Here is a 12399-nt window from a genome sequence, read left to right as displayed (position 1 = left end):
GGGATTCAGTCGTACTGATCGCGGGTCATAACAGGAAATTTTATCGGTAAGTATGCTTCCCTTTTTGGGAATGATGGGTGTATACTTCCCAAAAAGGGAATTTGATGACGATGAAAGTAAGAGGACGAGACAAACTTCATGCTTTTTGCATGAAACATAACCAGGCCAGGGGCGTGGTTGAAGCTTGGTACGATGATGTCAGCCGTGCAGAGTGGGTAACGCCTCAGGATATTAAAGGGCGTTATCGGAGTGCGGATTTTCTGGCGCATAACCGGGTGATATTTAATCTTAAAGGTAATTTTTCGGCTGGTAGTTCAGGTGGTTTATGTCGCGGGGACGGTCATTGTTGAGCGGATTGGCACCCACGCAGATTACGATAAATGGAGATTATAATGATGATGACATCCTGGAAAATATTCCGAACTCATGAAGATTATGAAAAGGGAATGGCGCGTCTTGTCATGCTGGCGGACGGTGATTTATTACCGGGTAGTGAAGCACTGGACGAATTTGAGCTAGTGAGTCTGTTGGTCGGTCACTATGAAGATGCACATTATCCGCTGGCAAAACCCGATCCAATTGAGGTCATCAAGCTCATCATGGATCAACAAGGGTTGTCTCAGACTGACTTAACGCGATACATCGGTTCACCGTCCAAGGTTTCCGAAGTGATTAACCGTAAACGTCCGTTAAGCTTGACGATGATAAGAAAACTGCATGAAGGGCTGGGAATCCCGGCAGAAGTCCTGATTCAGGATATGAATGCATCGGAGGATGCGTCGTCAACTGAAACCGTTTCTCCCCGTTACGCGGCACCCGCGTGGGGACGTCTGCGGGTGCATCCTCGCTAAACAATGTGAGCGTTATCGGCTGGATGGACGTCGGCCTGACAAGTAACGCATAAAACAGGGTATTTACTCTGCCAGTTGCTGGGCATAAGTAAACAATGCCTTGAGTAACGTTATCTTTTTTTCATCCCCATCATAAAGCTGGTACAGCGCATCCAATTGAGTGATGTATGCCTGTAATCGCTCTGGCGTGAGTATTTCGCGGCGATGTTGCAACCAGCGTTGTTGCTCCAGATCATCCAGGGTTGTGGGGTAATTACGAGCACGATAGCGGAACAATAGCGGCATCATGCGGTTATCCACAAACTGCATATCCAGTGCGGGAAGATTCTGTGGCGCGGTTTCCCGGATAATCGCCATTGCGGCACGGTCGGCGTCGCCGAAAAAACCATTATAAAGTTGCATATCGACGTCGTTCACCACTTCAAACGCCGGGGCGTCCGCATACAACGCGACCACCTTTTCCCGCACCTGCGCGTGTTGACGTAATTGATGCAGGTTATTCAGACAATGCTGGCGATCAATGCCCAACCGGGCTGCGTCTTCCGGGCGGAGCGTGTTGGCTGGCGCCAGTACCGGGCATTTGTTGATATGCACCAGTTTAATGGGAACCGGGGACTGGTCTTCGGTAAGTTTGTCACGGCGGGTATAAAGTCGAGCCCGCAGTTCTTCGGGTTCCAGTTCCAGCAGCGGAGTGATGTCTCCGGCCAGATCGCACATGATCACCGCATTACGGTTATCCGGATGCCATGCCAGCGGTACCACCCAACTGGTATTGCCCCGAGCCGAGCCGAACATCCCGGAAACATGCAGTAAGGGTTTCATTTGCGGGACGTCTATCAGTGCACTGACCTTATTTTTATTGCGGAGCGTATACAGGTAATCAAACAACTTCGGCTGTGCCTGTTTCAACAACCGGGCCATGGCGATGGTGGCGTAAACGTCGGACATGGCATCGTGCGCGTGTTCGTGTTCGATACCGTTGGCGCGCGTCAGATGTTCCAGCCGGAAGCTGGTAAATCCGTCGTCATTTTCCGGCCAGATAATACCTTCTGGACGTAAGGCGAAGCAGGCACGCAGCACGTCCAGCAGATCCCAGCGCGAGTTGCCGTTTTGCCAACTGTAAGCGTAAGGATCGTAGAAATTACGATAAAAAAGGTTACGGCTGACTTCATCATCAAAACGAATATTGTTGTACCCCATAATGCAGGTACCAGGAACGCTGAAGGCGTCATGAATCTGACGGGTAAACTCGGCTTCGCAGACACCCTGGCTTAGTGCGGCCTGTGGCGTAATGCCGGTGATCATCACGGCTTCCGGCTCAGGCAGGTAATCGTCGGCAGGCTGGCAGTAAATCACCAGAGGGTCGCTAATGATATTGAAGTCTTCATCGGTACGGATGCCTGCAAACTGTGCCGGACGATCTTTTGCCGGATGTATGCCGAAGGTTTCATAATCGTGGATGAAGAAGGTGGATTGGATTTTATCAGCCATATCTGCGTTTCAATCAACGTTGGGTGCGATGCAAAAAAGTAAGGATATCATTGATTCCACATCCTGTTTCGCTTTCCTGTCGGTTTTACGTCATACGCCGATAAAATCTGTACCAGCGCGTATCCTATTAAGGAGAGCCACATCAAGGGGATTTTGTAACCGCCGGCGATAAGAAAAGTCATAAAACCGTGTCAACCTGCCGTTTAAGATCAATAAACCGGGATGACAGTAAAAAACCGTCTTGTCGCCGATAGCTGCTACCCTGTATGTTTAGTACAGGTCGACAAATCTTAATATGAGTCAAGTAAGGGTAGAGAAATGGATAAGGGCAACAGCAAACCATGTTTCCAGGACGTGTTGGAGTTCGTGCGTATGTTCCGTCGTAAAAACAAATTACAGCGTGAAATCGTTGATAACGAAAAGAAAATTCGTGATAACAAAAAGCGTGTACTGCTGCTGGATAACTTGAGTGAGTACATCAAGCCAGGGATGTCAATTGAAGATATTCAGGCCATTATCGCCAACATGCGTGGTGACTATGAAGACCGTGTGGATGAATACATCATCAAAAACGCGGATCTTTCGAAAGAGCGTCGTGAGTTATCACACAAAATCAAAGAAATGGGTGAAATTAAACCGAGCGTTGAAGAAAAATAACCCCGCTCTGCACCAGGGCTGCCCGGCAGCCCTGATCAAATCCGCCGCCAAATGACCTGAAGTCCCTGGCGGTGTATTCGATCGTGACCGATGATCCGGCGGTGATTTCGGGTATCAAAGCCGGTTTCTGTCTCATACAGAACGCTACTCACGGCTGAATGCGGCCTTGTCCACACATAATCCCCTTCGTTTTTTTTGATAATGGCTAACGCGTAATCCTTCGCCGCCGGATAAACCCTCTCGAATTTGGCCTTAGACAGTGTTCGGGTTTGGCTGGCTGGTGATGTGCACAGACAGCGAGCCGCTCAATACTCTCATCAGCACCCCTGATGTACTGAAACAGAGTGCAACAGATAAGACTATTTGCGGTGGTGATTCCGACTTTCTTTTCTGATGCTGTTACGGCGATGACCGGTCTGGCAGACTGCATGCCGTAACGAATTGTCGCCAGCGTGATGGCAATGTGACCGAAAGCGACGCACAGGACGGTCATCAAAGGGAAAGGGACATACCATCAGAATTTCATTGAATCAACTGGCGGTCACATTGGTCGTCGGCACGTTGCCTTTGCTGGTGTTGCCCAGGATTCCCGATACAGGAACGCTAATGCTGTTGCTACCGTTGTTGCTATTGGTGCGAACACGGTTTTATGTGGTTGGACTGGTAGCGGTTGGCGTGTTCTGGAGTAGCTACAGTGCCCGCATGACGCTCGGGCAGATAGACGCGTTCAGTGTCAAACCGGTGACCGCACAGGTCAGCATCAGCAGTATGCGATTCGCTAAGGCGGGTATTGAGACGCCGGAAGTGCGTGTGTGGCAGGTCAATCAGCGTTGGATATTTCCACCGCTGTACGTCCGGTTGAATGCCATGCCGCCCATGACCGACTGGTGTGGCGGGCAACAATGGCAGATGAGGCTGCGCTTGCGGCCAGCACACAGCCGCCTGAATGAAGGTGGATTTGACCGTCAGCGTTGGGCGCTGGCGCATCGACAACTCTTTACCGGACGGGTGCTGAGTGCAGAGGTGGTGTCCGCTGACTGTAGCTTGCGCCAACGATTGATCGCCCGGATTGAGCAACAGACGGCATCGCTGCCGTGGCGGTCTATTTTGCTGGCGTTGGCGGTAGGGGAGATGGCCACGCTGGCGGATGAAACCCGTATTCTTTTGCAGCATACCGGGACGATGCACCTGATGGTGATATCCGGGCTGCATGTTGCGTTGGCGGCGCTGTTCGGCTGGGGTATCGCCCGCGCAATTCAATACAGTTTTCCCCCACGCTGGGTTGGTTATCGTTTTCCGCTGACGTTTGGCTGGCTGGTGGCCTGGGGTTATGTCGCGCTGGCTGGCGCTAACCCGCCAGCGGTAAGAGCGGCACTGGCGCTCAGTGTCTGGACACTGTTGCGGTTGCGCGGCATCAGTTGCTCTCCCTGGCAAGTGTGGTTGTGGTGTGTCGCCTTAATCCTGTTCAGTGATCCGCTCAGCATTCTGTCGGATAGTTTCTGGTTATCCTGCCTGGCGGTAGCATCATTAATTTTCTGGTATCAGTGGGCGCCGCTACCCATTCGTTTTCAGCGCGATAAACGTTGGTTTCTACTGCGTTGGCTGCATTTACAATGGGGGATCACGCTGTTGCTGTTGCCGCTACAGATTGTATTGTTCCATGGCATGAGCCTGACATCGCTGCCGGCCAATTTGTGGGCGGTACCACTGGTCTCGTTTATTTCCACTCCATTGATTCTGCTGGCTTTACCGTTGACGGGTGTGCTGGATATCGGGGCCGGTGTGTGGTGGCTGGCGGATCGTTCTCTGGCGCTGGTGTTCGCCCCGTTGACCGTGGTGCAGGATGGCTGGTGGGATCGCGGGGCTGATTTTCTGGCGTTCAGTGCTTTTGGATGGGGGGCGGTGATTATCTGGCGTTTTGCCTGGTGGCGACAGTATCCCGTCAGTATCGGCGCTCTGCTGTTATTTGTGCTCGTCAGGCCGAAGCCGCCATCACCCGATTGGCGGGTGGACATGCTGGATGTCGGGCATGGTCTGGCGGTAGTGATAGAGCGCCAGGGAAAGGCGATATTGTATGACACCGGTAATCGCTGGGAAGGTGGGGATATGGTCAGCCGGGAAATCCTGCCATATCTTAAATGGCGAGGGTTACAACTGGAGAAAATCATTATCAGCCATAGCCATCTGGATCATATCGGCGGATTACAGACATTACAGCGTATTTTTCCCACCATACCGGTTTATAGTCCGCTGCGACAGCATAACCATCTACCCTGTGTCCGCGGGCAACAATGGCGCTGGCAGACATTGACATTCAGCGTACTGTGGCCGCCATCACGGGTACAATCCGCCGGAAACAATGATTCCTGTGTCGTTCGCATTGACGATGGCAGGCACCGGGTGTTGCTGACCGGTGATCTGGAGGCGGAAGCCGAAGCCGAGTTATTAAAAAACCAACGCACCTTGCTGGCGGCTGAAGTATTGCAGGCACCGCATCATGGCAGTAGCACATCGTCATCGCCACCGTTCATACGGGCCGTTGGCGCCACGACCATTTTGGCTTCAGCAGCACGCTACAGCCCGTGGCGGCTGCCGTCTGCAAAGATTGTGCGGCGTTATCGTGATTATGGATATCAGTGGGCGGACACGGCGACATTCGGTCAACTGAGTGTACGTTTTTTCAACGATTCATGGCGAATATTGCGCTACAGGAGGGACATATCCCCTCGTTGGTTCCACAGGTGGTTTGGCGGTAGCCGGGATAATGAGTAATATAGGCGGCTATTTCTTTAATAGGCTCAGGTTTATTGCATGATGAATGATAAAGATCTCTCCACGTGGCAGACGTTTCGTCGCCTCTGGCCGATGATCTCTCCTTTTAAAACAGGGTTGATTGTGGCGGCCGTTGCGCTGGTGATCAACGCCGCTGGCGATACACTGATGCTGTCGCTGCTCAAACCGCTGCTGGATGAGGGGTTTGGTAAAGCTGACCGCAGTATTCTGGTATGGATGCCGCTGGTGGTTATCGGGTTGATGGTCATGCGCGGTGTGTCGGGCTTTGTTTCCAGCTACTGTGTCGCCTGGGTTTCCGGAAAAGTAGTCATGAACATGCGTCGTCGCCTGTTCAGCCATATCATGGGGATGCCAGTTTCTTTCTTTGATCAGCAATCGACCGGTACGCTGTTATCTCGTATCACCTATGATTCTGAGCAGGTAGCTTCTTCATCGTCCAACGCGCTGATCACGGTAGTGAGAGAAGGCGCGTCAATCATCGGCTTGTTTGTGCTGATGTTCTGGTATAGCTGGCAGTTGTCACTGATTCTGATCGTGATTGCCCCCGTCGTGTCTTATTGTATTCGGGTGGTATCCAAACGCTTTCGCGCTATCAGTAAAAACATGCAGAACACCATGGGGCAGGTGACCACCAGTGCGGAACAGATGCTTAAAGGGCATAAAGAAGTATTGATTTTTGGCGGACAAGAAGTGGAGGCCGCGCGCTTTGACATTGTCAGCAACCGTATGCGTCAACAGGGCATGAAACTGGTATCCGCCGCTTCCATTTCTGATCCCATTGTGCAGTTGATCGCGTCACTGGCGTTGGCATTTGTGCTCTATGCCGCCAGTTTCCCATCGGTAATGGCGACGCTCACCGCAGGTACTATCACTGTGGTGTTCTCTTCCATGATTGCGCTGATGCGCCCGCTGAAATCGCTGACTAACGTCAATTCCCAGTTTCAGCGTGGTATGGCGGCTTGCCAGACCTTGTTCTCAATTCTGGATTTGGAACAGGAAAAAGACACTGGCCAGCGGACGCTGGAACATGTTCAAGGCACTATTGAATTCCGTAACGTGGATTTTGCCTATCCGGGTAAGGAAACGTTGGCGTTGAAAAATATCAGTTTGCATATTCCACCGGGAAAAACCGTGGCACTGGTCGGGCGCTCTGGTTCGGGTAAATCCACTATCGCCAACCTGATTACCCGTTTTTATGATATTCAGTCCGGTGAAATTATGCTGGACGGGCATGATCTGCGTGAATATACCTTGGCTACGCTGCGCAGCCAGGTGGCGGTGGTTTCCCAAAATGTGCATCTGTTCAACGACACTATCGCCAACAATATTGCTTATGCCTGTAATGATCGCTACAGCCGTGAAGATATTGAGCGTGCGGCTGAAATGGCGCACGCGATGGATTTTATCAGCAAGATGGAGCAGGGGCTGGATACGATCATTGGCGAGAATGGTGTGCTGTTGTCTGGTGGTCAGCGTCAGCGTATCGCCATCGCCCGTGCGTTACTGCGTGATTGCCCGATTCTGGTTCTGGATGAAGCGACCTCCGCGTTGGATACCGAGTCGGAGCGAGCGATTCAGGCCGCACTGGATGAATTGCAGAAAGATCGCACGGCATTGGTTATTGCCCATCGTCTTTCCACCATTGAAAATGCGGATGAAATTCTGGTGGTGGAAGAGGGGCGGATTGTCGAGCGTGGCGAACATGCTGAATTACTGTCACGCAACGGGGCATATGCCCAGCTGTATAGAATGCAGTTCGGCGCATGATTGAGCGCATCTGGTCGGGACAATCGCGGCTGTATTGGCTGTTGATACCGCTGTCGGTGTTGTTCGGGCTGATCAGCGGTTTCATCCGCTTAAGTTATCGCCTGGGATGGCGTCGCGCCTGGCGCGCGCCCTTACCGGTGGTGGTGGTGGGCAACCTGACCGCCGGTGGTAATGGCAAGACACCCGTCGTTATCTGGCTGGTGGAACAACTCCAGCGGCGGGGTTACCGGGTCGGTGTGGTATCGCGTGGCTACGGTGGCAAAGTGGATCACTATCCGTTGGTGGTCAGTGATACTGTCACCACGGCACAGGCCGGGGATGAGCCAATATTGATATATCAGCGTACCGGCGCGCCAGTGGCGGTGGCGCCGAAGCGTTGTGAGGCGGTTGCCGCATTGCTGGCGCAGCATTCGCTGGATGTGATTATCACCGATGATGGATTGCAACATTACGCGCTGGCGCGGGATATGGAACTGGTAGTGGTAGATGGCGTGCGGCGGTTTGGTAACGGCTGGTGGTTGCCCGCCGGCCCGATGCGTGAACGAGCCGGGCGGCTGAAAACCGTTGATGCCGTGATCGTGAATGGCGGTGAAGCCAGCGCGGGTGAAATTGCCATGCATCTGATTGCGAGCGAAGCGGTGAATCTGGTCAGTGGCGAACGACGTAGCGTGACAGATTTTCCTGCATGGGTGGCGATGGCGGGGATTGGACATCCGCCGCGTTTTTTTACCACCTTGCGTGAGAACGGGGCCACGCTATGCCGTGAAGTGGCATTTGCCGATCACCAAAGCTATCAACCGGAGCACCTCAGTGCTCTGACGGACAATCAATCGCAGCCGTTGATCATGACAGAAAAGGATGCTGTCAAATGTCGTCATTTCGCCCAGACGAACTGGTGGTATCTGCCAGTAGACGCGGTATTATCCGAGGTGCCTGCCGCTGCGTTGTTGTCCCGGCTGGAACAACTGCTAACGAATTATCAGCAGGGGAAGCATCGTGCAGATTGATGCGGGTCTGGGTTTCCCTTCACTTATAAATAGCTTCTTTATGGAGGAAGCATGGATCACCGTTTGCTTGAAATTATTGCCTGTCCGGTATGTAACGGGCGCTTGGTCTTTGATAAAGAGAAGCAGGAACTGATTTGCAAAACAGAAAGGCTGGCATATCCGGTTCGTGACGGTATTCCGGTGTTACTGGAACATGAGGCGCGCAAACTGTCGCAGGATGAGATTTCACGATGAATTTTACCGCTATTATTCCGGCCCGTTTTGCGTCGAGTCGTTTACCCGGTAAGCCGTTGGCGGATATCAATGGTAAACCGATGGTGGTGCATGTGATGGAGCGGGCACAAGAGTCTGGTGCTCAGCGCGTGATTGTGGCAACCGACCATCCGGATGTCGAGCAGGTGATCCAACAGGCGGGGGGCGAAGTGTGCCTGACCAGCCCACACCACCATTCCGGTACTGAGCGTTTGGCCGAAGTCATTGAACGGTATGGCTTTGCTGATGACGATATCATTGTGAATGTGCAAGGTGACGAGCCGATGATCCCGCCGGTTATCATTCGGCAGGTAGCCGAAAACCTGGCGGCCAGTGTCGCCGGGATGGCAACGTTGGCGGTCCCGATCACCACTAGCGAAGAAGCGTTCAATCCCAATGCGGTAAAAGTGGTGACCGATGCTGAAGGCTATGCACTCTATTTTTCTCGCGCTACGATCCCCTGGGATCGCGAACGGTTTGCTCAATCGAAAGCAACCATTGGTGACCATTTCCTGCGTCATATTGGTATTTATGCCTATCGCGCTGGCTTTATCCGCCGTTATGTAAGTTGGGAACCGAGCCAACTGGAACAGATTGAATTGCTGGAGCAACTGCGAGTGCTGTGGTATGGCGAGAAAATTCATGTCGCAGTGGCAAAAGAAATCCCCTCCGTGGGTGTCGATACTCCGGAAGATTTGGCCCGCGTGCGGATTGCGATGGCGGCTGGTTGAGTTCTTCGGTGTGAAGTCGGTTTTATGCCTGTGAAAACAGGCATAAAGACCGATGTCAGTAAGGATGTCTCGTTTCGCAGGAATAGCAGAAGGTCGCCATCCCGCATGTCCACTATCCTGACATGCCCATCATCATCCCTACAGTCTGTATTGACTGGCCGATAGAATGCTGATTTGTGCGGAGATGATGCTGATTAGCATGAAGAACGTGTCATCAAAACCTTATACCACTATTTTGGCATCTGGCCTTGATGACGAGGCGATGACCTTACCATCCTGTTGCAATTAATATGCATGTTGTGTCAAGAAATTCAGCCTTCATATTTGTCTAAATGATAATCCAATCTTATCTTTTTCTATGGTTATTTTAACTTAATGTGACTAAGGATGGATTAACGCTATGAATATTAAAGGGCATAGAATTTCACTGCTTCTGGGATGCATCTTAATGGGTTCTTTTTCTGAATGTTTAGCACAAACATACTATATGGCCCCGACGGGGAGTGACTCGGCATCGGGGAACCAGAGCGCGCCCTGGAAAACGTTTGCGCGCGCACAACAAACGCTCACGGGGGGAGATAGGTTGTGGATCCGTGGTGGTAAATATACATTCACGGCGGGTCTGAATAGCTGTTCCAGCCAGACGGATACGGTGAATGCGATTACCTTAAACAAGAGTGGATCATCCGGTAGCCGGATCGAGTATATGGCCTACACGGGGGAAACGCCGGTATTCGATTTCAGCAAGATGACGGATGATTGTCGTGTCAAAGGCTTCAATGTGGTGGCGGACTGGATCACGCTGAAAGGCCTGGAAATTACCGGTGTGCCGCAACATAATAACAAGAACCATGAGTCATGGGGTGTATGGATCAAAGGTAGCCACAATATCTTCGAACAGCTCAATATTCATCACATCATGGGGACCGGACTGTTTTTACAGAATGGCGCCTACAACACCATTCTCAATAGCGATTCCCACCATAACTATGATCCGTTGACGTCCAACGGCGCAGGACAAAGTGCTGATGGCTTTGGTGCTCATATTTCCGCCAATATGCCCGGCAATATTTTCAGTGGCTGTCGGGCATGGTGGAACTCTGACGATGGCTTTGACCTGATCAACGCCTATTCATCGGTGATTATTGAGAACTCCTGGGCCTGGCTACATGGCTATCTGCCGGGTACGACAACGTCGCTTGCTGCGGGTAACGGGAATGGTTTCAAGATCGGGGGGTATGGCGGTGTATATGTGAGTAATGCCGCTAAACATACGGTACGTAATTCGGTGGCTTTCCTGAATAAAGCCGCTGGTTTTTATACCAATCATCACCCACTGGCAAATGACTACTTCAACAATACCGGCTACAAAAATCATCCTAACTTCAATCTGCTCGGGATTGATTCGAGCGGCAATGGTGTTGCGCTCGGGACATTGCGCAATAATATCGCCTACGGTGGTACTGCGCTGTCCAATAGCAGCGGTGCCAATATGCGTTATAACTCCTGGAATTTCAGTAATGTGTTGTCCGATGCTGAATTCCGCAGCGTATCCACCAGCGGTTGGGATGCAGCCCGCCAATCCGACGGCAGTCTGCCTGAGTTGAAAAGTCTGCACCTGGCATCCGGCAGTTGGATGATCGACAAGGGGGGTAATGTCAAATTGCCATACAAGGGATCCGCACCGGACCTTGGCGCGTTTGAACGTGAGTAAGCCTTAGACGAATGCCTGTGTGTCCGTGGGCATCATCGTTGAGCGCGGCGCGGATGTTCTTGTCGCGGAAAAATCGTGGCATTTCATGTTATTTCTGCGTAAGCGGGCATCCGCGCCTGATCAGATGATTATTAATCAATGCCTGCTTTACGCTTTATTTGATCTGTATTGAAGAAATTGTCATTTTCTGACCGCATGATAAATGCTTGAGCACTCCTGCTCAACAGAGGTCTGGCCGTTTATGGAATTGTTAAAAGCGGAATTAAGTACGGTACTGGGGGAATCGCTCAGTCGTCTCGAATGTATCAGTGAACAACCCTACGCCAACCTGTATGCCTTGTACGATAAAGAAGGCAATGCCATTCCGTTGCTTGCCAAAGGTTATGTCTGCCAGGGTATCGCACAACAGGAAGCTTACAAGCTGACCATGCTGGCCCGTGAGGGGGATGTCCGTTTGCCAACCGTATATGGGCTGGTCACCACCCATCAGCCGCCTTATAAAGAACTGTTGTTGATCGAACGGTTGCGCGGCGTTTCGGTGGAGGCGCCACCCAGAACCCCCGCGCGCTGGGTGTCACTGATGGATCAGATCGTGGAAAGTGTGTTGGCCTGGCATCGGATTGATAGCCACAGCTGTGTCGGTACAGTTGACAGCATTCAGGAAAATAGCTGGTTCAACTGGTATCAGCAGCGGTTAGAGGTGCTATGGTCCACCGTGGTGAACGTCAATGCCCCGCTGTTAACGCAGGAAGATCGTACATTACTTTATCGTTCCCGTGAGTGTTTACCCGAATTGTTTGACGATTTCGATGATGGATGTGTATTGGTGCACGGCAATCTGTCATTGCGCAGTATGTTGAAAGATGCCCGCAGCGATCAATTGCTGGCGATGATCAATCCCGGCATTGTGCTGTGGGCGCCACGGGAATATGAACTGTTCCGGCTGTGTGAGTCCGGTATGCCGGAACAATTGCTGTACCACTACCTCAGCAAGGCGCCGGTGGCTGAAGATTTCATCTATCGCCGCTGGTTGTATGCCATTTGGGAAGCGATTTCCCGCTATATCCACACCGGGCAACTGGACCGGAGCGTCTTCGATATCGCTTCCCGCGAACTGCTGCCCTGGCTGGAATAGC

Annotated in this window: 12 protein-coding genes; 11 read left to right on the top strand and 1 reads right to left on the bottom strand. The window is 51.9% G+C overall.

Annotated features, from left to right (window positions below; all coding sequences use genetic code 11):
- The first annotated feature begins 104 nt into the window (after positions 1–104).
- The 3 genes from CWC46_RS15595 to CWC46_RS15590 are packed head-to-tail and all read left to right on the top strand — an operon-like array spanning position 105 to position 851.
- A complete protein-coding gene (locus tag CWC46_RS15595) occupies positions 105–350 on the top strand; it encodes a type II toxin-antitoxin system HigB family toxin (protein WP_021015627.1) in 246 nt (81 codons plus the stop codon).
- The gene (locus CWC46_RS23500) at positions 319–393 is read left to right on the top strand and encodes a type II toxin-antitoxin system HigB family toxin (RefSeq protein WP_255401462.1); all 75 of its coding nucleotides are present in this window, start codon (positions 319–321) and stop codon (positions 391–393) included. Before CWC46_RS15595 ends, CWC46_RS23500 begins: the two co-directional genes overlap by 32 nt.
- Positions 393–851 (top strand): helix-turn-helix domain-containing protein, encoded by a 459-nt coding sequence (locus CWC46_RS15590; protein ID WP_021015628.1) that lies wholly within the window; start codon positions 393–395, stop codon positions 849–851. The genes CWC46_RS23500 and CWC46_RS15590 overlap by 1 nt, the downstream gene beginning before the upstream one ends.
- Positions 852–914: 63 nt before the next feature.
- On the opposite strand, the gene sbcB is transcribed toward CWC46_RS15590, so the two are convergent.
- Positions 915–2342, bottom strand: coding sequence for an exodeoxyribonuclease I (gene sbcB / locus CWC46_RS15585; protein ID WP_021015629.1), 1428 nt, complete (start codon positions 2340–2342; stop codon positions 915–917).
- A gap of 318 nt (positions 2343–2660) precedes the next feature.
- On the opposite strand from sbcB, the gene tmaR reads away from it, so the two are divergent.
- The 8 genes from tmaR to CWC46_RS15545 all read left to right on the top strand — a co-directional run bounded on the left by tmaR (position 2661) and on the right by CWC46_RS15545 (position 12398).
- The gene (gene tmaR, locus CWC46_RS15580) at positions 2661–2999 is read left to right on the top strand and encodes a PTS system regulator TmaR (protein WP_021015630.1); all 339 of its coding nucleotides are present in this window, start codon (positions 2661–2663) and stop codon (positions 2997–2999) included.
- A gap of 519 nt (positions 3000–3518) precedes the next feature.
- Positions 3519–5771, top strand: a complete 2253-nt coding sequence (locus tag CWC46_RS15575) for a ComEC family protein (protein ID WP_037380882.1) — start codon at positions 3519–3521, stop codon at positions 5769–5771.
- A 39-nt stretch (positions 5772–5810) separates the two neighbouring features.
- A complete protein-coding gene (gene msbA, locus CWC46_RS15570) occupies positions 5811–7559 on the top strand; it encodes a lipid A ABC transporter ATP-binding protein/permease MsbA (protein WP_021015632.1) in 1749 nt (582 codons plus the stop codon).
- On the top strand, positions 7556–8566 hold the full coding sequence (gene lpxK / locus CWC46_RS15565; RefSeq protein ID WP_021015633.1) for a tetraacyldisaccharide 4'-kinase: 1011 nt from the start codon (positions 7556–7558) through the stop codon (positions 8564–8566). The genes msbA and lpxK overlap by 4 nt, the downstream gene beginning before the upstream one ends.
- A gap of 51 nt (positions 8567–8617) precedes the next feature.
- Positions 8618–8800 carry a Trm112 family protein gene (locus tag CWC46_RS15560; RefSeq protein ID WP_021015634.1) on the top strand — a complete coding sequence of 61 codons (183 nt, stop codon included), beginning with the start codon at positions 8618–8620 and terminating at the stop codon, positions 8798–8800.
- Positions 8797–9549, top strand: coding sequence for a 3-deoxy-manno-octulosonate cytidylyltransferase (gene kdsB / locus CWC46_RS15555; protein ID WP_021015635.1), 753 nt, complete (start codon positions 8797–8799; stop codon positions 9547–9549). The genes CWC46_RS15560 and kdsB overlap by 4 nt, the downstream gene beginning before the upstream one ends.
- A gap of 400 nt (positions 9550–9949) precedes the next feature.
- Positions 9950–11263: a pectate lyase PelN gene (pelN, locus tag CWC46_RS15550; RefSeq protein WP_021015636.1), complete on the top strand. Its 1314-nt coding sequence runs from the start codon at positions 9950–9952 to the stop codon at positions 11261–11263.
- A 241-nt stretch (positions 11264–11504) separates the two neighbouring features.
- Positions 11505–12398, top strand: coding sequence for a YcbJ family phosphotransferase (locus CWC46_RS15545; protein ID WP_021015637.1), 894 nt, complete (start codon positions 11505–11507; stop codon positions 12396–12398).
- Position 12399 lies beyond the last annotated feature (1 nt).

Source organism: Prodigiosinella confusarubida, assembly GCF_002847015.1.
Taxonomy (GTDB): domain Bacteria; phylum Pseudomonadota; class Gammaproteobacteria; order Enterobacterales; family Enterobacteriaceae; genus Prodigiosinella; species Prodigiosinella aquatilis.
The sequence above is the reverse complement of the archived record's forward strand: the minus strand, read 5'-3'. Positions and strand labels throughout refer to the sequence as shown.